We start from the raw sequence: 24,823 nt of genomic DNA on the forward strand, positions 1-24,823 counted from the left end.
ATCACGAAATATTGCGGGTAGAACACGATCCCCGCGGGATCACACTCAGAGAAATGGATCTTGTGGGGCTTAGTAAAATATTTCGTCATCAACAACTCCTATACTTTATCTATTAACTTTACCGTTTAGATATAGTTTATATATAAAGTAATTGTCGATAACTTAAAAGTCACAAATGATTAACATATGATGTGTGTCACTAAATGAAATGCAACAAATTGCGCAGCTTAAGGTAAATATTTGAAGTGTGACACTGTAGGATAGCGATAATAATTGAATCTACTAAGCTGATAAGCAACGAAAATGGGGCCTAATGCCCCACTGATTAAGAAACCAAAAACACAGTGCGTATATCGCTGCCGCCATCGTGCCATACATGGGCTAACTGGCTTAATGGAACTGTTTGGTAAGGCAAGTTAAACCCTTTCTCTGCGGTAGCGAATAATAGCTCCCCAACACAAGTCACTAAATCCTCAAGGGAAACACTGCCTAATCCACTGCCGATCAATGTCAGGCTCGAAGAGCGTAATACTTTGCTGCTTAATTGGATTGCATCGCCACTGATTGACCCAATTTGCACAAAACGAATTGGGTCACTTTCCACATTTATCGCGCCATTAAGGATGGCCGTTGCACTTTCCCCCCATAAATAATCAAGAACAATATCAATGCCTTCATTAAATAAGCGCGGTAATTCTTCTGCAAGTTTATTCAGTGGGATGGCTTCATCAGCACCTTGTTGGCGTAACTGTTCAAGTTTTTCAAGATTACGCCCTGTGACGATCACCTTTGATGCCCCAAGGTGTTTCGCAATGGGGACGGCAAGCGTGCCTGATGTTCCCGTTGCACCATTAATTAAAACAGTATCCCCTACTTGAATTTTCGCTTGGCGAGTCAGTGCTGCCCAAGATGAAAAACCTGGGTTGGCAATTGCCGCAGCCAGTGCCGCGTCGAAATTTTCAGGTACACGAATACAATGAGTTATTGGCACTAACGTTTGTTCTGACATGCCGCCCCATGGCGCTTCAGGTAATAAAAAATAGACGCGCTGACCATTTTCGAGCCGACCAACACCATCAATTCCTGCAATAAATGGGTAGTGTTTAGGGGAGCTATAATGGGTTCCTGCTGCACGCACTCTCGCCAACTGACTTAATGCACTTGCTTCCACATTAATGAGAAAGTGCCCTTCTTGTTCGATAGGCGCATCAACATCATCATAAACGGGGGTCTCCCCTTTATTTTTCACGATAGCTGCTTTCATTTTTATTCCTTTCACATAGGTGTATAATGCACATATTAAATGAAGATAAATTAAACACCAAGAAATAATATGCAAAATACACCTAATTTACGGCAAATAGATGAACTCCATAGCGCGTTGTTGCGGATTGTTTTCCAATTTAATGATCCTAATCGCGATGATATCCTCATTAAAGCCGCAGGCATTAATTTAGATAAAGCATTGTTCCCTTTGCTGATAGGTATAGACAGGTTTGGGCCTGTAGGCATTGTTGAGTTAGCCAATATGGTTGGGCGGGATTACACCACGGTCAGCCGCCAAGTGGGAAAATTAGTGGCATTACAACTAGTCATCCGCCAGCAAGATAGCCAAGATAAGCGCATTCATAACGCTCTGATAAGCCCTCAGGGAAAAGAGATGACCGCTAAAATTGACCAAACCCGCTACCAGTTTTATCAACAAATGTTTAATCAATGGAGTGATGATGAGATTGGCGATTTTAAGCGGCTGATTGAGAAGTTTTCAACCGCCTTAACGCAATTTGAAACCCCTTAGCATCAGGGGCGTTGTTAATCAAACAGGCCTATCTATTTTATTTGCCGCTTTCTCTAACAAATTGTCTAAGCTGGAATGCAGTAAATGATTTTTCACTGCTTTACTTTCAACCTCCAGTTTAGACCCAATTTTTTTATCCATCGTATAGATATTCACTTTACCCGCCACATGCTCATATAACAGTAAGCCATCGACACCCTCACCTTGCTTATCATGAAACTCAGTTAAAACTGTTTGCATGCGGTTTTTTGCTTGCTTATCGCCCTCCACGGCTTTGCGGAGGTCTTCCGTTAATAGCCCCACGGGTGCAGAATAGACATAGAGCACTTCAACAGAATAGCTATCATCATTATTGTCACAAATAAAACATTGCCGATTTTGCTCGTCAGGAAGTGCGATCATTTCCCGCAGCTCAATCAATAATTTTTGCCCATCGTTATACGGGGCTTGGGATATATCGAGAAACACTAAACGGTACGGACCGGGGTCACCCGCAAGCGCACTTGTCATACTGCATAATGAGAGAAAGCCCGCTGTCATTAATGAAAGAATGCGTTTCATAAGCAACTCAATGAGAATAAATAGACCTTTACTGTACGAGGTTTTTTCAGCAAAAGAAAAGAGCGAATTGTCTTATTCATTAACTGTTTTTACAGCAATACATTTAATTTCCACAAGCAATCCTGGGTGGGCCAATTCAGAGACACCAATACAGGTCCAAGCACACTCACCTCGAGGAAAAACAGCATCTTTGACGCGGCGAAAAACATCCATATGCTTTTTCATCTCCACATGAAATGTTGTCATTTCAACGATATCGTGGAAAGTAAAGCCTGCCTCATTGAGAACTAGACGTAAATTTTCCCAACAGGCTTGAAATTGGGCCTCAGGATCGTCAATCACCTGTAAATCTGCGGTACGCCCCACTTGCCCTGCACAATATAGCGTATCGCCAACGAGCACAGCAGGGGCATAACCTGCTCGCTGGGCTAATTTTTCCATTGATTTAGGAATAATTTGTTTTCTTTTTGGCATTTTTTCGATTCTTTAAAGCTAATAGACAAGGAGTAAATTGTAACGTATACATTGCAAAATAGCCAAATAAACGCTAATTTGTAATATATACATTACAGTCGAGGCTAATATGAAAATTTCAATGGCAATGTCTGACTTTGCAATCACACAAGAACTTTATAACCGCCTTGAATATTATAGACAATCAAGAGGCATATCACAGGAAGAACTCGTTGAAAATTTAGGGATTAGCCGACCGACTTATGCGCGAATACAAAAAGGCACTTGCAGCCTTGGCACTTTTATTAGTGTATTACGCGAACTCAATTTACTGGAAGGGTTCGATACCTTAGTGCCCCCGCCGTCTTTGCGTCCTTCTGAAATCGTTAAACAACAAAATGTTAGACGTAACCAAATACAGACTAAACTCTCTGTCAAAGAAATGTTAGCTAACCGAAAAAATAAAGGTTCAATATGATAGCCAAATCTTGCACCGTCTTTTTTGATAATATCCCGACTGGCTATTTGGCCTACACAGATGATAGTGGATTTGCGACGTTCGAATACACCAAGGAGTGGCAAAAAGAGGGTTTTAGCCTCTCCCCGCTTCACTTACCATTAAGTTCACAAACTTATACATTTCGCAGTTTGCCGGTTGATACCTATCGTGGCTTACCTGCTGTATTTGCAGATTCATTACCTGATGATTTTGGAAACGCCTTAATCAATGCGTGGCTTGCACGCCAAGGTAAAGATAAATCGCAATTTTTAGCCTTAGACCGCTTGCTCTATACCGGAACTCGAGGCATGGGCGCACTTGAATATCAACCGACAAATTATCCAAACGCGGAAGAAGATGCCCCTATCTTGATTGAAGAATTGGTGAATATCGCTCAAAAAGTGTTGGATGCACGAGATGATTTACACTTAACCGATAGCGAAGAATCTTCAATGTCTAAACTATTGCAAATCGGTACCTCCGCAGGTGGCGCACGCGCTAAAGCCGTAGTCGCAGTCAATAAAGATCGAACAGAAATACGTTCAGGCCAAGTTACCGTCCCTGAAGGTTTTGAACATTACTTACTTAAATTTGATGGCGTGGTCGAACACCAAACCAATAAAGAAACCTTTGGTGACCCAAAAGGGTTTGGGGTCATGGAGTATGTTTATTACCTAATGGCCACGCAAGTGGGTATTGAAATGTCCGAATGTGAGTTATTGCGGGAATCGCAAAGTGGTCGCGCCCATTTTATGACCAAACGGTTTGATCGTGTGGGTAACTTAAAATATCACGTGTTAAGTTTGTGCGGTTTAGCACATGCTGATTTTCGAAAACCTGGCGCATTCAGTTACGAAGAATTGCTGTTAACGGCGCGGCAATTGGGTTTGTCGAATAAAGAACAGGAGCAAATTTATCGCCGAATGGTATTTAATATTATCGCCCGTAACCATGATGACCACACCAAAAATTGGTCCTTTATGGTAAATGACGAATATGAGTGGCAACTAGCGCCCGCTTATGACCTCGCATGGAGTTATAAAAAAGACTCAGAATGGGTACAGTCACACCAATTATCCTTAGCCGGTAAGCGTGATAATTTTACCCATGATGATTTGTTATCAATTACCGAACAAATTACCCACCTTCGCCGTAATAAAGCGCAAAAGATTATTGATGAGACAATTACGGTAGTTTCAACATGGCGAGAACTGGCGGAACATCATGGTGTTCCCACTGCGCTGAGGGAGAGTGTTTGGAGCACACTTCGGTTAGATTGGTAACGTTTAGATTACATAAGATAGAAAAAAATAGAGAATTGTAATGTATACATTACAAAATAGGCACAATCAGTCTTCATGGTTTTCGATTGATTGTGCCTATTTTTATTATATTTCTACTTCATAAAAGGATAATCTGTGTAACCTTCTGCGCCGCCACCATAAAATGATTCTGGTCGCTGAGGATTCAGTGGTGCATCTTGTTGTAAACGAGCGACTAAATCAGGGTTAGCAATAAAGTCACGGCCAAAAGCCACTGCATCAATCAATCCCTTTTCGATTAAGTCTTCCGCTTTTTCAGGGGTATAAGCACCCGCACCAATAATCACACCGTCAAAACATTGGCGAACTTTCTGGCGAAATGCTTCGGTATAAGGCTCTCCACCAGCCCAATCAGGCTCAGAGAGATGTAAATAACCGATACCACGTTGGTTTAACGCGTCAATAACATACAACGCATCCGCTTCTTCATCAGGGCCATTCCCCGTATTTTGGAAACTGCCAATTGGCGATAAACGAATACCAATTCGCTCTGGTGCCCATTGTTCACAGACTGCATCAATCACTTCTAGCAGAAAACGGGCGCGGTTTTCAATGCTACCACCATATTGGTCATCACGATGATTCGCCTCTGGTGATAAGAATTGGTGCAACAAATACCCGTGAGCACCATGCAATTCCACCATATCAAACCCTGCTTGGCGTGCGTTTTCTACAGCTTGACGAAAATCATCAACGATTTTTGGGATCTCTTGTTGTCCCAATGCTCTTGGTGTAGTGGTATCCACGCGAATTGCTTGCCCATCATCGCCACGCAGTGATGTCCGTGTATTGGCGTTTAACGCTGAAGGCGCAACAGGAGCCTGCCCCTCTGGCTGTAATGTTTCATGAGAAATTCGCCCGGTATGCCACAATTGAACAGCAATATGCCCACCCGCTTCATGTACTTGTGCTGTGATCTCTTTCCATGCCGTGATTTGCTCTGCGCTATGCAATCCTGGAGCCCCCGCATAACCTTTTGCTTGCGCTGAAATTTGTGTTGCTTCTGAGATAATCAACCCCGCACTCGCACGCTGACGATAATACTCCCCCATTAATGCAGTGGGAATGTCACCCGGCTCGATGCTACGCAAACGCGTCAGTGGTGCCATGAATACTCTATTTTTTGCTGTAAAAGCACCGACTTTGAGCGGTGTGAATAATTTTTGTTGCGACATAATGGCTCCGTATTAGACCAGTCGACTATTAACTGAGTAAATAAAAACGCCAATTAATTATTTGGCGTACACAGTATATTTTTTACATGTTCCAAGGCTTTTTCCAATGGAACTGTGCTGCGTGTAATTTTTGATTGTAAATTTGCACCTAACCAAAGTGCATAGAAAACTTGAGCCTTCGATAAAGGATCCCCCGTAAAATAAAGCGACTTTTCTTGACGACCTTTTTCTAAAGTATCCGCAAGCAAACCAATAATTTGTCGAACACCATCATCCATCGCTTTATTCATATCTTCTGATAAATCACACACTTCAGCAGACAACTTTACCGTGAGACAACCGTTAGTTTGGCTGAGCTGGCATACCTGCTGAAACATTTCACCATAATACGCGAAAAAACGGTCACCATAATTTCCCGGCCCTTGAGTAAAGTGAGTGGTCAGCCGTTGCAAGTAGTCTGCATAGTAACGTTCAAGCATGGCAACACCAAACGCTTCTTTAGAGCGAAAATAATGGTAGAACGACCCTTTAGGCACTTCCGCTGTTTTCAGCAATTCGCTTAACCCCATCCCAGTAAAACCAAGATGTGAGCAAAGGCGCTCACCGGTTGCTAAAAGATGTTCACGTGTATCGTGTTCAGTGTGTTTGTTCATCATGCTACTGTACTGGACTGATTGGTCTAGTACAAGTTTTTTTCATTCTTCGCACAAAAATGGCATATTCTGCCAACTCAATTTCAGGCAATATACCCCCTTACAATAGCGACGTGGGAATGGATATGACAAGCGCAACTGACGAGCAAAATGATAAAGCATTTAAACACCTTTTTAACGAGACACTACTGCAACAGCTTGCTGAACTCCTTTGCCTTGAATACCCCGAATTTAATGCAAAAGCATTGTATGATTTAGCCCCTAAAATATCCCAACTCGAAATGAAGGCGCGTGTCCATGCAATTCGAGATGTTTTAATTACAGCGCTGCCGTCTAATTACCCTAGCGCACTTAAAATTATTATTTCAGTGCTAAAACAAAACCAACTACAAGGATTTACTCTTTGGCCCTTTGCGGAGTTTATTCAAGTACAAGGTCTAGCACATTATGAAATTTCATTAGATGCCTTAAGATTACTCACCACCCTTTTTACCTCTGAATGGGCTATTCGTCCTTTTATCAAACAATACCCTGATGAAACCATGCACTTTCTCGCCAAGTGTGCTAATGATGATAATGTGCATGTACGACGCTGGGCATCAGAGGGCACGCGGCCTCGCCTCCCTTGGGGGGAGCAATTACAAGCGTTCATTCAAGATCCTAGCGCTACTCGCCCTATTTTGGAGGCACTTAAATTTGATGGTGAGCTATATGTCCGTAAAAGCGTGGCAAATCACCTTAATGATATTTCGAAAGACCACCCTGATTACGTGACACAATTACTCGCAAAATGGAAACAACAGGCAAATACGCCGCAAGAACAGCAATACATCACGTGGATTATTAAGCAAGCGCTAAGAACATTAATTAAGCAAGGGGATCCCAACGCCTTAGCACTTATCGGCGTTGAATATGAGGCAAATGTCTCTATTGAGCAATTTAATGTCACGCCTAATATTAAACTAGGCGAATATTTAACACTCAAACTTTCTCTGCGTTCATACAGTGATAAACCACAAAATTTGGTGATCGATTATATTATTAGCTTTATGAAAGCAAACGGAAAAACCGCCCCCAAAGTATTTAAATTGCGCACTATGACATTAGGTGCCCATGAAACCCTCACCCTAGAGAAAAAGCATGCTGTTAAACCCATCACTACAAGACAATATTATGCAGGAATGCAGCAAATACAGTTACAAATCAATGGAAAAATAATGGCTGAGCAGGATTGGCAGTTAGTTTTACCTTAAGACGTCACCATTAATAGGCGGAAATAAAACCCGTTTATTAATGGTGAAAGTGCAACACATTTCATTTTCCAGTACTAATCCCAAACCATCTATCAGATCCACCTGTAGGTTAAATCCCCTTTTACTTTGCAGAACGGTTTTTTATTACGACATGCTTCGCTTTGACTTAAAACTTAAAAAGAGATCACGATCATAGTAATTGATACGTTCAAATTATAATATCACCTAAGTTTAATTTGAAAATTGAGGATGCAAATGGACAAGCCAGAAATACTTGTAACAGGTGGTATGGGCTATATCGGCAGCCATACATGTGTGCAACTTAGTCTTGCCGGCTATCGCCCCGTGATTGTTGATAGCTTAATTAATGCCAACATTGCAGTACTTAACCGCATTGAGGGACTAACAGGAATTCGCCCTGTTTTTTATCAAGGTGATATTCGCGATGAGCGTTTATTAAAGTGTATTTTTAATAGCCACAATATCCAATCCGTGATCCATTTTGCAGGCTTAAAATCTGTAGCAGAGTCTGTTGCACAGCCGATTAAATACTATGAAAGCAATGTCAATGGAACGATCGTACTACTAGATGCAATGAAAAATGCGGGCGTTTTTAGCATTCTTTTTAGTTCTTCCGCAACGGTATACGGTGAACCTGCTCAAGTTCCTATTGATGAAACCTTTCCCACAGGCGCAACATCCAGCCCTTATGGCACGAGTAAGTATATGGTCGAGCGCATACTCACTGATTTATCGGCATCGGATAGCCGCTGGTCTGCAACCTTACTACGTTACTTTAACCCAGTGGGCGCCCATCCTTCCGGCACAATGGGTGAAGACCCACTTGGGCTCCCCAATAACTTAATGCCATTTATCGCCCAAGTCGCTGTTGGTAAAAGAAAAATTCTGTCTATCTTTGGTAATGACTACCCAACAATCGATGGAACGGGTGTTCGCGATTATATCCACGTGATGGATTTAGCGGATGGGCACCTTGCGGCACTAAAAGCGGTTTCTCACCAAGCAGGGCTACATGTCTTTAATTTAGGGACGGGAAAAGGTACCAGTGTGCTGGAAATGCTTAAAGCATTTGAAATTGCATGCGGGCACCCTATTGCGTTTGAATTTAAACCTCGTCGCGCAGGCGATATCGCTGAATATTGGTCAACACCAGAAAAAGCACAAAGAAAGTTACAGTGGCAAGCAATACGCAGTGTTCAAGATATGGCCAATGATGCTTGGCGCTGGCAGACAAATAACCCTAATGGCTACCACTCAATAGATTCATAAATAAAAAGGACTAAATCATATGGACAATTTACCTTTTGACCCTGCAAACACCCCTCATCGTCGCTATAACCCATTAACTAATCAATGGGTACTTGTGTCTCCCCATCGTGCGAAACGGCCTTGGAGTGGGCAAGATGTGCCGCCGCGAGAACAAGCTCTTCCGTCCTATGATGAGCATTGTTTTTTGTGCCCGACAAACCAACGCATTTCGGGAGATACTAACCCTAAGTATCAACAGACATTTGTTTTTCAAAATGATTTTTCAGCCCTATTGCCATACGCAGTCCAACAACCGACAAACAATACTGATTTAATTAGAGCCCAAGCTACACAAGGTTTAAGCCGAGTTATTTGCTTCTCTCCTGACCACAGCAAAACACTCCCCGAGCTTCCCGTTAAACAAATTGAGCATGTTGTGCAGACTTGGATAAGCCAATTAAATGAATTAAAAGACGATTATATTTGGGTGCAGGTATTTGAAAACAAAGGGGAAATTATGGGCTGTTCCCAACCTCATCCCCATGGACAAATTTGGGCAAGTGACTTTTTGCCCAATGAAATACAGCGTAAGGACGATAACCTACGTCATTATTACCAAAAACATAAACGTAACTTGTTGCTCGATTATATTGAGTATGAAAAGCAAGATAACAACCGTACTGTTGTGGAAACAGAACATTGGCTTGCGGTTGTCCCTTACTGGGCGGCATGGCCATTTGAAACGTTATTACTGCCTAAAGCCCACATCACTCGAATGACGGATTTAGCACCACGACAACAGACTGATTTGGCCCTAGCATTGAAGCAACTTACTTCAAGGTACGACAACCTGTTTCAAACACCATTCCCTTATTCAATGGGATGGCATTTTGCGCCTTTCTTTACAGATGGTCGCAATGTTGAACATTGGCAATTACACGCACATTTTTACCCTCCCTTATTACGATCAGCCTCTGTGCGTAAATTTATGGTGGGCTATGAAATGTTGGCGGAAACACAACGAGACTTAACACCAGAGCAAGCCGCGCAAAGATTGCGTGACGTCAGTGCTGTGCATTATAAACAGCGATAATCACAACCGCAGATTGCCTTGGTATTTCTGCGGCTTATTGCTTTTGCTAATTGAGTTCTTTTAATGATTGATTAATATACGAGATGGCATCTGCCGGTGACATAATGCCATCCACCGCATTAATCACCCCTCGACCAATGACCATTTCTGCTTTTCTCAAGTTAAATGCCTCGCCATTTTCAAACGTAGACTCACGTATACCAACATTAATTTCATCATATGCCATCGGTAACCATGGATAGCGGTGAGTGATCTCTTGCGTATAGACAAAATCGCGCTGAACACTGTTCCCTCCAAGCATAACGATATGGTCCATTATCACATCCGAATACAGCCAGCGTAAGAATTGCTCCGCTAAGTGCGGCTTCTGACTGTATTTTGAAACCCCTAATGCCCCACCCCCCACTTGTGGAACCCCACCTGGTACAGGCGCGAAACCAATACAGGATGAAATGGCACTGTGTGCAACATCATTAAAGAGGTTCATGTAGGCAATGTTCATCGCCAAGTTACCATTTTCAAAATGGCTGATGGAATCGCTCCACCACTCACTGTTTATTCTCTCAGAGTAAGGTAATTGACGTATATAGTCATTGAGCACAGTAAGGGCAATGTCTTCATTTAATTGAGGGGGTGCGTTGGGCGTAATAATTTTCCCCCCCGCAGCATAGTAGCGCAGTAAATATTCCGACGAGATAATTCCCGCACTTCCCGTCGTTGCCGAGGTGCCAAAGGGGCGCATCACATTGCCACTTTCTTTATAGCAATGGAAAAAGCGGCCTATACGGTCATATTCTTCAAATGTTTGCGGTGGGCGTAATTCCTTGCCCGTATGCTCAAAATACATGCGGCGAATGACTGGGTCATCGAATAAATCTTTACGATAAAACAAGAGCTGCACGCTGGCATCAAAAGGTAATGAGTAGGCTTTGCCATTCACTAAGCTGAAGCGTTGTTGTTTGCTTTGGGTGAATTTTGCCAGCAAATCGGTGACGCCGTCACCGATTTGCTCTAGCGGCATTAATGTTTGATTGGCAAACCAAGGAAAAAAGGCAACATCAACACGTAATAAATCATAGTAAGGGTAATTTGATATCTCTGACAAAATATTAAAAATCTCGCTAAACGGCCTAACGGCAAGATTAACGGAGATCCCTGTTTGGCGATAAAAGTTTGGTAATAGCTTTTGTAATGCACTGGTCGATGGGCTGGGTAATGTGAGTAAATTTAAACTCATGTTTGACATGCAAATGCTTTCATCAGGCAACGAGCCAGTATAAATACGTTTTCCAGTATTAGGCACGCGAATATTTGATGGCGATATAGATTTTTCTTTTTCAAACAGATGGTTAATAACATCTTGGCCAAGTTGCGCATAGTTAACGGGATAACAAAATAGCCCGTTGAGCATCGGCGGCGTATTACTGCATAAGGTATATAATGGTGGGCAGGCTTGTGTACTACCAAAATGACTGGCTTGGCTGATAAACCGCATTTTTTCAATATCTTGCGTGATGATAATGTCAGGACGAAGGTGTAATGAGAAAAACTCAAATGCCGTGTTATACGATTCTGAATCAGACGAGTGATAGGTTACGATTTCAACTGCTGTTTTCTTTTGTAGTATTTCTTTTCGGAATGCTTCAACAAACTCTTCACTGTCTAAGCGATTAGAGCCATCGGCATAAATGCCAATAGCCTGAACATCATTAAAATCAATTTGACTACAAACCGCCTCTGCCGCTTGGCGATAATCGAGGCTAAAAAAATTCTTTGCCCCTTTCGGTTTTCGATACACAAATACCACATCATCTTCTGGGATTTGTAATGCATCAAAATAGGTGGTGGCATTGTTTAAGCAACTGATTGCAATCACATAACGATAACCACCAGAGGCAATTTGCTGGATAACTTTGCGTTCTTTGACTTCAAGATCATCCGTAAGGTAAATATCAAAATGGTAATCTGTACTATCTTCAATAGACTGGCGCAGTGCATTGAAAAATGTAGTGTATTTTTCAGAAACTAATTGAGGTAGAACAATGGCAATTTTATTGCTCGAATTGGAACGTAACATTTGCGCTTGCGTATTAACACTGTAACCCGCTTCTTTCGCTGCATTCAGGACGGCTTCCATTTTTTCGACACTGACATTACCGCGACCGTTAAGCACATTTGAAACGGTGCCATAAGAAACCCCCGCAATTCTGGCGATATCTTTCATTGTTGCCATATAAAAACCCTTCTCCACCACGTTTTATTCATCATACCCGATTTTTATATGCATAACACAAATATTGATTGCTTCGTATCAATAATAAGACACGTTTAACAACATAGTTTTTATTAAATACACCGAAAATCTTATCTCCCGAATACCTTTATTTGGCTTTAAACATCGATTTATTTTGACAGTGATCACTGAATGAACGATATCCGCTTTCTATTTTTCCATTCAATCATATATTGATACGTATCAATTGGTAAAAATTTAAACAGAAATAAGAAAAATAAGGAATGAAATATGAAAATCCATTTTTTAGGGACCGCCGCTTCAGAAGGGATCCCAAACCCATTTTGCCGTTGTGAACATTGTTTGGAAGCTCGTCGTTTAGGCGGAAAAGACATACGGACACAATCCTCCGCGATAATAGATGACCTCATGTTGGTTGATATGTCTCCCACATTTAGTTACCAATTATTACGCGATGGTCGTGATGCGACTGAAATTGAAATGCTATTATTTACTCACACTCACCCCGACCACTTCAATGTGGGCGATCTGTATAGCAGAATGGAAGGCTACGGTTATGAAATCTGCCACCCTCTGCATATTTTTGGTAATGACCGAGCGATCAATGGCTCTGTTAGCGTTTTACCAGGCTATACAAAAGAACGTTTTGGTTTTCACTGCTTAGTGCCCTATGAAACCATTGAACATAATGGCTATAAAATCACCCCGCTACTGGCGAACCATGCTAAATGGGAATATTGCTTTGTTTACCATATTGAGAAAAATGGCCAGGTTATTTTTTATGGGCATGACTCCGGCTGGTTCCCTGAATTAACGTGGAACTGGCTCATCAATAAACCGTTGGATATTGTCGTCCTTGAATGTACTTATGGGTTAAATGGCAATGATCGCACCGATAACCACATGAGTTTAGAAACGGTCTTTGCAGCAAAAGAAAAACTCACTAACCAAGGTTGTATTCACGACAAAACACAGGTACTTGTTTCACATATTTCCCACAGTGCTCGCTTGTTACATACTGATTTAGAAACAGTTTGTGCTGAATATAATATTCTTGTTGCCTCTGATGGGCTTACCGTAACTTGCCCATAGGAGGCAGTATGAATATCAATATTACCTCTCGACTGTTGGTCATGATGTTTATCCAGTATTTTATGCAAGGGGCATGGAATATGACCATGGGGCTGGTTTTAAGCTCCTACGGTATGGCGAATATTATCGGAAACGCATACGCTCTACTTGGTTTAGCGACCATTTTATCACCACTGTTTATTGGTATGATCGCAGACCGCTTCTTCTCATCACAAAAAGTGATGGCGGTACTGCATATTATCAATGCAGCTGTATTATTTACTGTGCCACAATTTGTGGAAGCGCAAAATGTGGGCATGACTCTGTTTTTAATTTTTACCGTCGGGTTACTCTTTTACCCAACTACAGCCTTATCCAATAGCATCACCTTCTCCCATATTAACGGCGTCAAAATGTTCCCAGTGATCCGTGTATTCGGCAACTTCGGCTTTATGGTTGTCGGGTTTATCATGGGTGAGATGGGTTTCTCAGGCAGCACCATGACTTGGTATATTGCGGCTTGTAGCGGTATTGTACTTGCTCTCTACTGCTTGACCCTACCTGATACCCCTCCAAAAGCAAAAGATAAACCGTTCGCACCGAGGGATATTCTTTGCCTTGATGCACTATCGCTGTTCAAAGACCGCTATTTTGCCATCTTGATGTTCAGTATTTTTGTCTTAATGATCCCTAAAACGGCTTACTCTGCTTATATTCCTGTGTTTATCAAAGCATTAGGGTTTGATAATGCGGCCTCGATGATGCAAATTGGTGTCGCTTGTGAAATCGTATTTATGTTCTTGCTCTCCTTTGTGTTACTTAAATTCGGTTTCAAAATCACATTAGCATTAGGCATTGTGTCTTGGATCATCCGTACCGTTCTGTTTTCATACGCAGCTGTCGACTCAGGTACAACATTTCTAATTATCGGTCTGTTGCTTCAAGGACTCTGTTGGGACTTCTTCTTCACCGCAGGCGACATTTATGTCGATAAAAAAGCGAAACCTGAAATTCGAGCTCAAGCACAAGGTATCCGCTTTATTGTCTCCAATGGTGCAGGGTTACTACTTGCATCAACTGTTTGTGGCTTTATCTTCAACAACACTGTCACTGAAACAGGTACAGCATCATTGCCACAATGGGTGAACTATTGGCATTACCCAACCGCGATTGCTGGTATTGTCTTTATCTTCTTTATCTTCTTCTTTAAAGATGATGTATCAAAAAAAGACAAAGCGACCACAAATTCAAGTAAAAAGGATGGCCTGAATCACTCAGAAGGCCAGTAAAGGAGTTAATGAAGTTATATGAACAGCTTGACCTCGATTTATCCCATGTTGAGCAACTTCACTCCCGTCTTCATCAAGTTAACGGTCGCCTTTGTACTGGGCGGCCTTCTTGGATTAGAGCGGGAAGCGAAAGGAAAACCTGTCGGGTTTACAACCTGTGTCATTATTTCCGTTGCCAGTTGCTTGTTAACCATCGTGTCGATTCAATCAGCGGAATACTATGCAGGAATTTCAGACAATATTCGCAGTGACCCAATGCGCTTAGCCGCACAAATCATCAGCGGTATTGGTTTTCTTGGTGCGGGTGTCATTATGCATCGCAGTGATGACGCAATTTCTGGATTAACCACTGCAGCCATTGTTTGGGCTTCTGCCGGTATCGGTATTGCATCAGGAAACGGTTTTTATCTTCATGCGTTAGCCGTCACGGGGCTATTTTTTGTTGCCATTTGGCTCAGCCCACAAGTCTTACTCTACCAATCAAAATCTAAACGTATTGGAAAATTAAATGTACGCCTATTATTTAATGATGAACAAGGTGTTCCTATTTTAATGGAGTATATGAGAAGCAAACGAAATATTATCGATAATTTGAATATTCGCGATATTAAAAAAGAACGTGTAGAAGTGAATTTACGGCTCAACGTACGCCAGCGGATTACCCTTCCTGAGCTTTATTGCACGTTGAAACAACTTCCCCATGTTCATGCTGTGACATTAGAGCATTAAGTCACGAATAAGGTCAGGTTTTCCTGGCCTTATTCACGAGAATAATTAACGACGGATAATTTTGATGGAGCGAATTTTCTCGCCATAACCTAACGCGTTATGTGTACCACCTGATTCCGTGTGGTATTTACCTGTATAGTTAAATCCTTCATAAAAACGCACTGTCCAACCATCTGGAATACTGAAAGAGGCGATTTTATCAGCAAAATTATAGCGGGATAGGTTAGGAATATTTTCATCAATTTCTAGATACTCCCCTTTTTGCCATGTTTTTGTGTAGACAACCATACTCTCTTCGATGTAATCGCCATTGAACGATATTTTACTGGTGCTGCATTTCGCATCTTTGGCTTTACAAAAAATACTGCCGTTTCCTTGGCCTAACTCACAGCGGCGAGAGACTTTTTGCCGTGCATTTTGCTCAGAAAAAGCGGCTTCTGCATAAAATTCAGAAAATGGCGACAGTGCACAAATATGCACAACTTGTGTATCATGACGGGAGGAATTACCGTGATAATTGGACTTTGCGTAGCTAAAGCTGGTAAACATAATCAGCAATAAAATACATTTTTTCATCGTAAAAGCATCTTTGGTCGATATTGAATTGCGCCAAATTACGGTGAATAAGCTAAATTTTCTAGTAGAACACTCCGATAAACAGAGGGTTAGTGATTTTTACTTATAGGGTCAATTCAGTATAACCGTCAGCTCTTGTTTTGCATTTTGCATAGACACAATCGTTCTAAAGCTCTGTATATTTTCAGAATTGAAAAAAAGCGCATGCGTTAGACGTTCATACTCTTCCATATCCGCGACATTAATAATCAATAAGAAATCAAAATCCCCTGTGACATAGTAAACTTGTTGAACTTGAGGGCAGTTCGTAAAGTTCTTTTTGAGCTTTTCTAGCAAGTCTAAACGCTCATTGATCAAACTAACCTGAGTAATAATCGTAATAGGCCTGCCAACTTTGTGGGCATCCACCACGGTCACACTATTTTTGATAACCCCTGCTTTTTCCATTGCCGCAATACGCCGATTAATCGCAGAGGCTGACAAACTAATTTCAGACGATAATTCCCGCTGTGAAACTCTATTATCTCTTTGTAATATAGCCAAAATTTTCTTATCAAATGCATCTAACTTCATTGTTACATCCTTTAATTAGCAGAAAAAAATGCAACATTGTTGCGTATTTTTTCGATATTAACGTTATTTTTGCATTTTTCCTGCAAAAATAAGTCAATTATTAGCGTTAGTTATCAATATGATTAATTCATCATTAATTGGGATGGTCATGATTATTGCCATGTAGCGATTATATTGTGTTAATTAACAAGGATTTTTTATGTTAGAGAAAATTGCCTATCAATTTAATTTACAAAAAAAACCACGCCAACAAGCCGCGGATTTGTCATTTTTAAATCAACTTGTCGGAGATGAAGTTAGGCATTTCCACAGTAAGTTTCACGATTACCAACCAACACCACTTAGGGAATTACACCACTTAAGCCGCGCTCTTGGGCTCGGTGCTATCCATGTTAAAGATGAATCAAAGCGATTTGGCTTAAATGCCTTTAAAGGACTTGGCGGCTCTTATGCGATTGGTAAATTTTTAGCGAAAAAATTAAACCGAGATATCAATACATTAAGCTTTGAAATGCTGTCATCACCTGCAATAAAAGCACAAATTGGTGATGTTACCTTTGTAACTGCAACAGATGGCAACCATGGTCGTGGCGTTGCATGGGCCACCGAGCAGCTAGGAATGAAAGCCGTTGTTTACATGCCAAAGGGTTCATCAGAAATCCGCGCACAGAACATCCGCAATCACGGCGCTCAATGCACAATTACCGAATTAAACTATGACGACACTGTGCAACTCGCCAGCCAAATGGCAGTTAAAAACAACTGGATCCTACTGCAAGATACCGCTTGGGATGGATATGAAGAAATCCCAACTTGGATCATGCAGGGTTATATGACTCTCGCCTTGGAAGCTGTTGAACAATTAAAACAACCGCCAACACACCTTATTTTACAAGCGGGTGTAGGTTCATTTGCCGCTGCCATCATGGGTTATTTTGTTGAGTTAATGAAAGACAACCCGCCAGTTTTAATCGTTGTCGAGCCCCATAAAGCGAATTGTTTATACCAATCTGCCATCGCTAACGACAGCTTGCCACATAGTGTCGGTGGTGCCATGGATACCGTAATGGCAGGCTTAGCATGTGGCGTGCCCAATACCATTAGCTGGCCTGTGTTACGTGACTATAGTGATATTTTCATCTCAGCACATGACAGCCTTGCCGCAAACGGCGTTCGCATTGCGGCTGCGCCTCGTCCAGATACCGATGCACCTTTTATTTCAGGGGAATCCGGTGCCATTGGCCTCGGCCTTTTGTACGAACTCACCAAAAACCCAACTCATCATACTTTGTGCCAACAGCTCAAGCTTGATGACCACTCACGCATATTACTTATCAGCACAGAAGGAGATACTTCGCCCGATATTTACGAAGACATCGTTTGGCTAGGCAGAAATGAATAATTAAAAAACAGACCGTATTGCTGTTATCAATGACCCTACATCATTGACGCAACGCGTCGAGGTAACAGCAATTCAGGTAATAAACACTGTAAGAGGCTCACCATGGAATTTTTACAATCAATAAATAATATCTTCTGGGGATGGCTCGTTGCCGGTTTGCTATTAGGCACAGGCATTTTTTTTGCTTTTCGATTTTCCTTTCCTCAAATCCGTTACTTTACTCAGTTATTTAATGTTTTTAAAAATAATAAGAAATCTACCAACGAAAAAGGTGTCTCTGGTTTTGGCGCACTTTGTGCAGCCTTAAGCAGCCAAGTGGGTACAGGAAGTTTAGTCGGTGTTGCTACAGCATTAGCATCGGGTGGACCTGGCGCAATTTTTTGGATGTGGGTTACCGCTATCTTAGGTATGGGGATCAGCTTTAGCGAGGCAATTTTAGCTATATTATTTCGCGAAAGTAATGGAGATGGAACCTATCGAGGAGGACCCGCCTACTATATTTCAAAAGGCCTAAACTGTAAGCCATTAGCCATTGCCTTCTCGATCAGTATGATCATCGGTATGGGTTTTTTCTACACCATGGTGCAAGGCAACTCGGTTATTTTGGCCACAACAGGTGTTATTGATATCCACCCTGCTTTAGTCGGCTTAATCTTAGTGCTGTTAGTCTCCATTATTATCTTTGGTGGTGTAAAACGGATCAGTGATTTTGCTTCGTTTTTTGTCCCATTTTTATCTATTGGTTATATCCTTTTATCACTGTTTATCATTGCTCTGAATGTCACTGAGCTACCAGCCATTCTCTCGCTCATCATCAAATCTGCATTCAATTTTGACTCTGCAGCAGGCGGTGCAGCAGGTTATACCATCTATATGGCCTTTCGATATGGCGTTGCTCGCGGTTTGTTCTCTAATGATGCGGGGAATGGGACAACACCGAGTATGCACGCCACTGCAACGGTAAACCACCCTGTGACACAAGGTTTTACCGCAATGTTCGGCACCTTCTTTACAACAATTATCGTCTGTAGCTGTACCGCTTTTACCATTTTGTTAACTGGAGCGCTTGGCAGTGGACACACCGGTGTTGAACTTACCCAACACGCTTTCACCTTGGGCGTCGGTGATTGGGGTAAACATGTGGTATTTGTCGCGATGGTACTATTTGGTTTTAAATCCGTGATTGCCGATATCTACTATGGGGAAGTGAACCTGCGTTGGATTATTGATAATAAAATGGTCACGCAGTTCTATCGCTTACTGTGCTGTGCGTTAGTGGTGTTCTGCGGCATGATCCCTGTTTCAACTATTTGGGAATTAGTGGATTTTGCCGCCGCCATGCTGATTATTTTCAACGTACCTGCGCTCTTGCTCCTCTCAAAATATGTCATTTTTGTCCTACGAGACTACATACAGCAAAAAAACAAGGGTATCAGCGATCCGATGTGGGATTACGCAAGCGATGTTAAAACACGAATTAAAACCAAATAAGCAGAATAAATAAGGATTAAAAACAAGGAATTAAAATGAAAGATAAACTCTACATCAACCCAGACCGCCTGATGAGCGCTATTTTTGAACTGGGAACACTAGGGGCATTACCCGAAGGGGGATGCTGCCGTATAGCAGGAACACCACAAGATAAACTCGGTCGGGATTTCGTGGTTGCGAAAATGCAATCTTTGGGTCTAAAAACCCGAATAGATGAGATTGGCAACGTAACAGGTATTTATCCGGGTCGCTATGATTTGCCCCCTGTCATGATGGGATCTCATATTGATACGGTTGGTACTGGTGGGTTATACGATGGTAACTATGGAGTTTTAGCTGGGCTTGAGGTGATTAATACACTAAAAGACGCCAATATTCAGCCATACCGCCCTATTGCTGTGACTTTTTTTACAAATGAAGAAGGTGTACGTTTCCAACCCGATATGATGGGAAGTGTTGTTTTTGCTGAGCAATATCCACTGGAAGATGCTCTAGCAGCAAAAGATCTTGATGGTATCTGCGTTGAACAAGCTTTACTTGATATGGGTTATAAAGGCGAAGCCAAAATTGGTAGCTTCCCTGTCGACAGCTATTTTGAACTGCATATCGAACAAGGCCCGATTTTAGATAAAGAAAATATTAATATTGGTATTGTTACAGGTGTTCAAGGTATTTCATGGACAGAATACACTATCGAAGGTGTTTCAAACCATGCAGGTACGACGCCAATGTCGATGCGCCATGATGCAGGTCTAGTTGCATTTAAAATGGGCGCATTTGCGAGAGAAATCACCCAAACATTGGGTGATAATCAAGTCGCAACGGCAGGTTTTATCTCTTTTAAACCAAACCTGATCAATGTGATCCCTAATCAAGCAACCCTCACTATCGATCTGCGTAACACTGACAATAATCAACTCAAGAAAGCAGAAAAAATGATGCAAGACTACGCGCAGAAAATTGCCGCGGAAGAAGGCGTTCTACTTAGCAGTCGTACATTAGCACGTTTTGATCCTGTTATTTTCTCAAATACGATTATTGACGCAATTGAGCATGAAGTGAAACAGCAAAGCCTCAGTTACCGAAAAATGCCTAGTGGTGCGGGGCATGATGCCCAATTTATGGCTAGCATTTGCCCATCTGGCATGATTTTTGTCCCTTGTGCAGGTGGAATAAGCCATAACATCAATGAATTTAGTGAACCTGAAGATTTAGCTCGTGGGGCCAATATTCTTCTCAATGTTGTTTTACAAAGAGCCCAACTCCCCCATTCAGAGGACAAGTAAAATGGATAAAAATCAATTAAAACAGCAAATGATCAAATGGCGTCATCATTTACATCAGCACCCAGAAAGTGCATTTGAAGAAACTCATACTGCTGATTTTGTTGCTGAACAATTAACTCAAATGGGGTTAGAGGTTCATCGAAATATCGGAAAAACAGGCTTGGTCGCCCTATTAAAATGCGGTGATGGCACGGACGTGATTGGGTTGCGGGCGGATATGGACTGCATCCAATTAACGGAAAAAACTGGCCTATCTTATGCCTCGCAAACCCCGAATAGAATGCATGCGTGCGGCCATGATGGGCACACTTCCGTCATGTTAGGCACAGCACAACTTTTAGCAGAACGAAAAGATTTTAATGGAACTGTCTGTTTTGTTTTCCAACCCGCGGAAGAACCCGGCTGGGGAGCTAAAGCCATGATTGATGACGGCGTGATTGAACGTTTTAATATCAAAGAAATATACGGCATGCACAATATGCCAGGCATTCGAAAAGGCCAAATAGCGACCCGTGTTGGTGGTATAATGGGAAGTGAAGATAACTTTGTTATTCGCATCAAAGGCTTTGGTAGCCACGCCTCTCGCCCTCACATGGGGAAAGATCCACTGGTCATCGCCGCCGAAATTATTCTGTGCTTACAAACTATCGTATCACGCAATATTGACCCAAGCATTCCTATTGTGATTTCTTGCACAGAAATTCATACCGATGGTATTCGTAATGCTATCCCTACCCATGTTGAAATCAAGGGAGATACTCGCAGTTATGACCCACAAGCGCAAAAATTAATTGAAACTCGTATGCGTTCAATTTGCGAACATATTTGCGCCATGAATGATGCTGAATGTGAGTTTGAATACACCCATGAATTTGCGCCAACCGTTAACTGGGCTGAATGCGTCGATGTTGCGATTGAAGCTGCTAATAATACAGTCGGCGCGCAAAATGTGAATAGCAATGTACAAGCCATGATGACCTCTGAGGATTTTGGTGCATTCTTACAAAAAATTCCGGGTTGCTTCGTCTTTATTGGAAATGGGGACGAGGAAGAAGGTGTTGGTCATATACCCCTGCATAATGCTTTGTATAATTTTAATGATGATATCTTACTTACTGGCGCCGAGTTTTTCTCTGAAATTATTCGATTAAAGCTCCCTAAATAAAAAAATCCCCAATCTCGTTGAGAGATTGGGGAATAAATTTTCAGATAGAAGCCCGCCGAGCTTTACGTGGCTTATACCATGTTTGACCATTTGCATTAAGCCCAAACCGCCAACTCATTAGTGAGGCTCTCTGACCAAAAAAACCTGATTGATAAATCAGTTTTCGGGCTCTCAATGCCTTATCAAATGGCGCACTTGAACGTATCCAACTGACAAACATACCCGGACCTGTACCATCAACTGTAACATTGCGGCGTATATGTGGAATGGCACGTTTCCCTTGCCACATAAGATATTTCCATGAAAAATTAGGATAATAATAGTTTTTCTTAGCCGTTAAAGTATCGAACCTATTTTGAGGGGTTACGCCAATAAAAGGCTCTACTTCATTGTGTGAATAAAGATGACGAATATAACGCATTACGCTATGTAGACTAAATGCATTCCTTTTGGCAGCAATAACCGCATTGCCCAACGCGGTTTTCCCTCCGTGATCTCTTCCCCGATGAATTAAGAGGTCGGGAAGTTCATCCTGGTTGTCTAAATACGGTCTAATTTCGCCAATTGGGCCATCGACCATCACATCAATATCCATATATAACCCACCAAACCGCTTGAGGACACCGATCCTGATCATGTCCGATGCCGCCGCATAATTTGCATAAGCGGTATTCGTTGATTCTCGGTTAATCGCCGCTTGATATTGGTAATCAAAGGGAGCGGGCTTTTGAACATGGATAATATTGAATATTGCTTGGCTATAACCGCGTTCAATAAGGTTATTTTTCAATTTAGTCGGGTTGTCGCTCCACAAATTAATCTTATATTGCGGGTTATTATGTTTAAAACTAGCGATGTTACTGATGCCATCTGCGGGAAGCTCTTTGTTACCGAGCCAAATATAATGCGCAATTTTAGGGTATTGCCCTTGTTCATCATAATACGTCACAGGGTTATTACGCGCCATTCGGTATAAATTACACCCGTCAGCAGCGCCAAGGGGGTCTGCACTTAACCAGCGACCAACCCAGGGCTGATAATAACGGCGTCCATAATAATATAACCCTGTAATATCAAGTTCCTTGCCGCCATAATGCCGCGTTTTATAACCCGCTAAAGAGGCATTATTTACCAGCCAAATTGCCGTTCCACCATAAGGATAATACTCTTCTTGGCTAATGATGTTTCCGTCGTTATCAAGCTCAATTCCTTGGTTTCCTGTCAATGAACTCAATGAGTAACACATGGCATTATTGGCAATCCCTTTTGGTATACCGGATTCCCAGTGTAGAACTTGCAACGTTACCCCAACCAAATCATTAACCGTAATCACTTCTAATTTTTCATCATCATTGCGATTTTTTAGCTCTAAGTTTGGTAAATATATTACGCGCGTTTTTTGTCCCGAACTTTCAGTCACTTTTACTGTTCGTTGATATTGATGATCATAACGATAATGTTCAATAACATCGGCGCTTTTAACGGAGCGAAGTTCTTGGTGAGACGTCCAATCAAGGTGTTGGCCCTGAAAGAGAGTTTGCTGTTGTCCTGCAAAGGTAAATAACTCATCGACTTTTTCAGAGCCTGAAATCAGTTCTTTTAATACTGCACGATTGCTCTGATTGCTAACAACTATTTGCGTTGAATAACTTTGATTTGTTGCTGGTGAGCGATGAGAGATTTTGGTTAAATTACCGCTGTTATCATAACTATAAACGCGGAAATATCGAGTATAGGTTGCATTATCAAACGTAACACCACGAGAAGGCAATGAGGTTTGGCGAGTTTGGTTTGCCATTTCTCGCCCAGACGCACTGACTAATTGATATAATGAGTCATATCTAAAATATTGTTTTGACTCTATTTTTTGATTGTACCAAAAGCGCGTTTGGCTTGCTTTATCATGGATACAAATAACATTGCCCACGGGGTCATACTGGTAAATTAAGTGCTGAATTAATTTAAACCCCAGTAAATGTTCTGCTGGTCGTTGAGTTTTCATACTCACTAGGCGTTGGGTCTTTTGGTCATATTCGTAGTTTGTAATAATGCCATTACCGAGGACTTCACTGATTTTTAAGCCAAAAGGAGAATACTGAGCCTCCTTTAAAACACATTGCTCTAGCTCGTCTTTTACTTTTAATCTGTATGCTTTTAATTGCCCTGCGATATCATAAGATTGCCGATGTTGGTGGCCCTTTGCGTCTTTGGTCACTAAACTTGCCCCTGTTGCATCTGTGATGCAATAACAGGAAAATGGGGTCGTATCGAGTCGTTCCTCTCGTTCATCCGTTTGCCAATCAACCTCATATTCGACATCTTCAATATGTTGAATTAAACGCCGTGTTTGAGAAATCGGTTTCCCCAATAGCGATACTTGCTCTAATTGCAATAACCCCACTGTATCGTAATGTAAAATACATTGACCACATAAGTTAGCATCTTGAGAATGAATAGAATGATTCGCGTACTCAAAACACGCAGTCACACGACACTTTCCATCCGCCAATTTTTCTTTTAAACGCAATGGCCGACCGATGGCGTCGCTATCTTCGTAATCGTAAGTTTGGGTAACACCATTAGCATCAACACTTACTAATAGCCGGTTCTCTATGTCGTTAATCGTCGCGGAACGACCGTTATCCACGCCCTCACTCATCAATACAACCCCAGACAAATCAGCTTTAAAACGAAAATTGAATGATGCTTCATCATGCAAACGTGGATCGCTCAACTCAACTAAAAAACCTCGAATATCAACTAATTGAAAGGTAAGTCTTTCTTCTGTTATTTCGGGAGTATTCGGGTGGCGATAATATTCAATTTTACGAATATTGAGCCCGCGGTTGTCAGTGATGGTTATTGACGGTGTTTTCTCCATTGAAAATTCATCCATTTTTCCTCCTTTAAA

General features: G+C 41.8%; 22 protein-coding genes. 13 read left to right on the forward strand and 9 right to left on the reverse strand.

The features are described from left to right. Positions 1-325 precede the first annotated feature (325 nt). Complete coding sequence (locus tag AC4IFT_RS01525; protein ID WP_490750451.1) at positions 326-1,264, reverse strand: quinone oxidoreductase family protein; 939 nt, start codon at positions 1,262-1,264, stop codon at positions 326-328. A 69-nt stretch (positions 1,265-1,333) separates the two neighbouring features. Between AC4IFT_RS01525 and AC4IFT_RS01530 the strand changes: the two genes are divergently transcribed. Continuing rightward, positions 1,334-1,798, forward strand: a complete 465-nt coding sequence (locus tag AC4IFT_RS01530) for a MarR family winged helix-turn-helix transcriptional regulator (protein WP_490732829.1) — start codon at positions 1,334-1,336, stop codon at positions 1,796-1,798. Between the two features lie 18 nt (positions 1,799-1,816). Here AC4IFT_RS01530 and AC4IFT_RS01535 read toward each other — a convergent pair whose 3' ends face one another. After that, the gene (locus tag AC4IFT_RS01535) at positions 1,817-2,359 is read right to left on the reverse strand and encodes a hypothetical protein (RefSeq protein ID WP_490750452.1); all 543 of its coding nucleotides are present in this window, start codon (positions 2,357-2,359) and stop codon (positions 1,817-1,819) included. Positions 2,360-2,431: 72 nt separating this feature from the next. Beyond that, the gene (locus AC4IFT_RS01540; protein ID WP_490750453.1) at positions 2,432-2,833 is read right to left on the reverse strand and encodes a RidA family protein; all 402 of its coding nucleotides are present in this window, start codon (positions 2,831-2,833) and stop codon (positions 2,432-2,434) included. A gap of 109 nt (positions 2,834-2,942) precedes the next feature. Between AC4IFT_RS01540 and AC4IFT_RS01545 the strand changes: the two genes are divergently transcribed. Together AC4IFT_RS01545 and AC4IFT_RS01550 are read left to right on the forward strand one after the other, a co-directional pair. Then, positions 2,943-3,290, forward strand: a complete 348-nt coding sequence (locus AC4IFT_RS01545; RefSeq protein ID WP_490732823.1) for a helix-turn-helix domain-containing protein — start codon at positions 2,943-2,945, stop codon at positions 3,288-3,290. Continuing rightward, on the forward strand, positions 3,287-4,594 hold the full coding sequence (locus tag AC4IFT_RS01550; protein ID WP_490732821.1) for a type II toxin-antitoxin system HipA family toxin: 1,308 nt from the start codon (positions 3,287-3,289) through the stop codon (positions 4,592-4,594). Before AC4IFT_RS01545 ends, AC4IFT_RS01550 begins: the two co-directional genes overlap by 4 nt. A gap of 113 nt (positions 4,595-4,707) precedes the next feature. Here AC4IFT_RS01550 and AC4IFT_RS01555 read toward each other — a convergent pair whose 3' ends face one another. Together AC4IFT_RS01555 and AC4IFT_RS01560 are read right to left on the reverse strand one after the other, a co-directional pair. Continuing rightward, positions 4,708-5,808: an alkene reductase gene (locus AC4IFT_RS01555; RefSeq protein WP_490732819.1), complete on the reverse strand. Its 1,101-nt coding sequence runs from the start codon at positions 5,806-5,808 to the stop codon at positions 4,708-4,710. A gap of 53 nt (positions 5,809-5,861) precedes the next feature. Next, positions 5,862-6,461, reverse strand: coding sequence for a TetR/AcrR family transcriptional regulator (locus AC4IFT_RS01560; RefSeq protein WP_490732846.1), 600 nt, complete (start codon positions 6,459-6,461; stop codon positions 5,862-5,864). Positions 6,462-6,586: 125 nt separating this feature from the next. Between AC4IFT_RS01560 and AC4IFT_RS01565 the strand changes: the two genes are divergently transcribed. The 3 genes from AC4IFT_RS01565 (at position 6,587) to AC4IFT_RS01575 (ending at position 10,076) form a co-directional block, all read left to right on the forward strand. Beyond that, entirely contained in the window at positions 6,587-7,714 is a 1,128-nt protein-coding gene (locus AC4IFT_RS01565) for a DNA alkylation repair protein (protein WP_490732817.1), read from the forward strand. Positions 7,715-7,969: 255 nt separating this feature from the next. Continuing rightward, positions 7,970-9,004, forward strand: a complete 1,035-nt coding sequence (galE, locus tag AC4IFT_RS01570; protein WP_490750454.1) for a UDP-glucose 4-epimerase GalE — start codon at positions 7,970-7,972, stop codon at positions 9,002-9,004. A 19-nt stretch (positions 9,005-9,023) separates the two neighbouring features. Continuing rightward, on the forward strand, positions 9,024-10,076 hold the full coding sequence (locus AC4IFT_RS01575) for a UDP-glucose--hexose-1-phosphate uridylyltransferase (RefSeq protein WP_490750455.1): 1,053 nt from the start codon (positions 9,024-9,026) through the stop codon (positions 10,074-10,076). A gap of 46 nt (positions 10,077-10,122) precedes the next feature. Here AC4IFT_RS01575 and AC4IFT_RS01580 read toward each other — a convergent pair whose 3' ends face one another. Then, positions 10,123-12,309 carry an extracellular solute-binding protein gene (locus tag AC4IFT_RS01580; RefSeq protein WP_490750456.1) on the reverse strand — a complete coding sequence of 729 codons (2,187 nt, stop codon included), beginning with the start codon at positions 12,307-12,309 and terminating at the stop codon, positions 10,123-10,125. Positions 12,310-12,600: 291 nt separating this feature from the next. Between AC4IFT_RS01580 and AC4IFT_RS01585 the strand changes: the two genes are divergently transcribed. From AC4IFT_RS01585 to AC4IFT_RS01595, 3 genes are read left to right on the forward strand one after another with little or no spacing between them, the layout of a single operon-like run. Beyond that, the gene (locus tag AC4IFT_RS01585) at positions 12,601-13,422 is read left to right on the forward strand and encodes an MBL fold metallo-hydrolase (RefSeq protein ID WP_490750457.1); all 822 of its coding nucleotides are present in this window, start codon (positions 12,601-12,603) and stop codon (positions 13,420-13,422) included. Between the two features lie 8 nt (positions 13,423-13,430). Then, the gene (locus AC4IFT_RS01590; protein ID WP_490750458.1) at positions 13,431-14,690 is read left to right on the forward strand and encodes an MFS transporter; all 1,260 of its coding nucleotides are present in this window, start codon (positions 13,431-13,433) and stop codon (positions 14,688-14,690) included. 18 nt (positions 14,691-14,708) lie between these two features. Then, positions 14,709-15,419 carry an MgtC/SapB family protein gene (locus AC4IFT_RS01595; RefSeq protein WP_490750459.1) on the forward strand — a complete coding sequence of 237 codons (711 nt, stop codon included), beginning with the start codon at positions 14,709-14,711 and terminating at the stop codon, positions 15,417-15,419. A gap of 45 nt (positions 15,420-15,464) precedes the next feature. On the opposite strand, the gene AC4IFT_RS01600 is transcribed toward AC4IFT_RS01595, so the two are convergent. Both AC4IFT_RS01600 and AC4IFT_RS01605 read right to left on the reverse strand, forming a co-directional pair. After that, on the reverse strand, positions 15,465-15,995 hold the full coding sequence (locus AC4IFT_RS01600) for a beta/gamma crystallin-related protein (protein WP_490732815.1): 531 nt from the start codon (positions 15,993-15,995) through the stop codon (positions 15,465-15,467). Between the two features lie 111 nt (positions 15,996-16,106). Continuing rightward, positions 16,107-16,568: an Lrp/AsnC family transcriptional regulator gene (locus AC4IFT_RS01605; protein ID WP_490750460.1), complete on the reverse strand. Its 462-nt coding sequence runs from the start codon at positions 16,566-16,568 to the stop codon at positions 16,107-16,109. A 199-nt stretch (positions 16,569-16,767) separates the two neighbouring features. Between AC4IFT_RS01605 and dpaL the strand changes: the two genes are divergently transcribed. The 4 genes from dpaL to AC4IFT_RS01625 all read left to right on the forward strand — a co-directional run bounded on the left by dpaL (position 16,768) and on the right by AC4IFT_RS01625 (position 21,912). Beyond that, positions 16,768-17,970: a diaminopropionate ammonia-lyase gene (dpaL, locus tag AC4IFT_RS01610; RefSeq protein WP_490750461.1), complete on the forward strand. Its 1,203-nt coding sequence runs from the start codon at positions 16,768-16,770 to the stop codon at positions 17,968-17,970. Positions 17,971-18,072: 102 nt separating this feature from the next. Continuing rightward, entirely contained in the window at positions 18,073-19,461 is a 1,389-nt protein-coding gene (locus tag AC4IFT_RS01615; protein ID WP_490750462.1) for an alanine/glycine:cation symporter family protein, read from the forward strand. Between the two features lie 35 nt (positions 19,462-19,496). After that, on the forward strand, positions 19,497-20,747 hold the full coding sequence (locus AC4IFT_RS01620; RefSeq protein WP_490750463.1) for a M20 family metallo-hydrolase: 1,251 nt from the start codon (positions 19,497-19,499) through the stop codon (positions 20,745-20,747). 1 nt (position 20,748) lies between these two features. Beyond that, positions 20,749-21,912 carry a M20 aminoacylase family protein gene (locus AC4IFT_RS01625; protein ID WP_490750464.1) on the forward strand — a complete coding sequence of 388 codons (1,164 nt, stop codon included), beginning with the start codon at positions 20,749-20,751 and terminating at the stop codon, positions 21,910-21,912. Between the two features lie 40 nt (positions 21,913-21,952). Here the strand turns inward: AC4IFT_RS01625 and AC4IFT_RS01630 are convergent, their stop codons facing one another. After that, positions 21,953-24,808, reverse strand: a complete 2,856-nt coding sequence (locus tag AC4IFT_RS01630; protein ID WP_490750465.1) for an RHS repeat-associated core domain-containing protein — start codon at positions 24,806-24,808, stop codon at positions 21,953-21,955. Positions 24,809-24,823 lie beyond the last annotated feature (15 nt).

This window comes from Providencia sp. UF-183 (assembly GCF_058246155.1).

Excerpts from the sequence above, each read along its gene's own strand:
- AC4IFT_RS01555 (WP_490732819.1), bottom strand. The coding sequence starts at position 5,808 with ATGTCGCAACAAAAATTATTCACACCGCTCAAAGTCGGTGCTTTTACA.
- AC4IFT_RS01545 (WP_490732823.1), top strand. The coding sequence starts at position 2,943 with ATGAAAATTTCAATGGCAATGTCTGACTTTGCAATCACACAAGAACTT.
- AC4IFT_RS01535 (WP_490750452.1), bottom strand. The coding sequence starts at position 2,359 with ATGAAACGCATTCTTTCATTAATGACAGCGGGCTTTCTCTCATTATGC.
- AC4IFT_RS01595 (WP_490750459.1), top strand. The coding sequence starts at position 14,709 with ATGAACAGCTTGACCTCGATTTATCCCATGTTGAGCAACTTCACTCCC.
- AC4IFT_RS01580 (WP_490750456.1), bottom strand. The coding sequence starts at position 12,309 with ATGGCAACAATGAAAGATATCGCCAGAATTGCGGGGGTTTCTTATGGC.
- AC4IFT_RS01550 (WP_490732821.1), top strand. The coding sequence starts at position 3,287 with ATGATAGCCAAATCTTGCACCGTCTTTTTTGATAATATCCCGACTGGC.
- AC4IFT_RS01565 (WP_490732817.1), top strand. The coding sequence starts at position 6,587 with ATGACAAGCGCAACTGACGAGCAAAATGATAAAGCATTTAAACACCTT.
- AC4IFT_RS01575 (WP_490750455.1), top strand. The coding sequence starts at position 9,024 with ATGGACAATTTACCTTTTGACCCTGCAAACACCCCTCATCGTCGCTAT.
- AC4IFT_RS01630 (WP_490750465.1), bottom strand. The coding sequence starts at position 24,808 with ATGGATGAATTTTCAATGGAGAAAACACCGTCAATAACCATCACTGAC.
- dpaL (WP_490750461.1), top strand. The coding sequence starts at position 16,768 with ATGTTAGAGAAAATTGCCTATCAATTTAATTTACAAAAAAAACCACGC.
- AC4IFT_RS01540 (WP_490750453.1), bottom strand. The coding sequence starts at position 2,833 with ATGCCAAAAAGAAAACAAATTATTCCTAAATCAATGGAAAAATTAGCC.
- AC4IFT_RS01605 (WP_490750460.1), bottom strand. The coding sequence starts at position 16,568 with ATGAAGTTAGATGCATTTGATAAGAAAATTTTGGCTATATTACAAAGA.
- AC4IFT_RS01615 (WP_490750462.1), top strand. The coding sequence starts at position 18,073 with ATGGAATTTTTACAATCAATAAATAATATCTTCTGGGGATGGCTCGTT.
- AC4IFT_RS01585 (WP_490750457.1), top strand. The coding sequence starts at position 12,601 with ATGAAAATCCATTTTTTAGGGACCGCCGCTTCAGAAGGGATCCCAAAC.
- galE (WP_490750454.1), top strand. The coding sequence starts at position 7,970 with ATGGACAAGCCAGAAATACTTGTAACAGGTGGTATGGGCTATATCGGC.
- AC4IFT_RS01590 (WP_490750458.1), top strand. The coding sequence starts at position 13,431 with ATGAATATCAATATTACCTCTCGACTGTTGGTCATGATGTTTATCCAG.
- AC4IFT_RS01620 (WP_490750463.1), top strand. The coding sequence starts at position 19,497 with ATGAAAGATAAACTCTACATCAACCCAGACCGCCTGATGAGCGCTATT.
- AC4IFT_RS01625 (WP_490750464.1), top strand. The coding sequence starts at position 20,749 with ATGGATAAAAATCAATTAAAACAGCAAATGATCAAATGGCGTCATCAT.
- AC4IFT_RS01600 (WP_490732815.1), bottom strand. The coding sequence starts at position 15,995 with ATGAAAAAATGTATTTTATTGCTGATTATGTTTACCAGCTTTAGCTAC.
- AC4IFT_RS01560 (WP_490732846.1), bottom strand. The coding sequence starts at position 6,461 with ATGAACAAACACACTGAACACGATACACGTGAACATCTTTTAGCAACC.
- AC4IFT_RS01525 (WP_490750451.1), bottom strand. The coding sequence starts at position 1,264 with ATGAAAGCAGCTATCGTGAAAAATAAAGGGGAGACCCCCGTTTATGAT.
- AC4IFT_RS01530 (WP_490732829.1), top strand. The coding sequence starts at position 1,334 with ATGCAAAATACACCTAATTTACGGCAAATAGATGAACTCCATAGCGCG.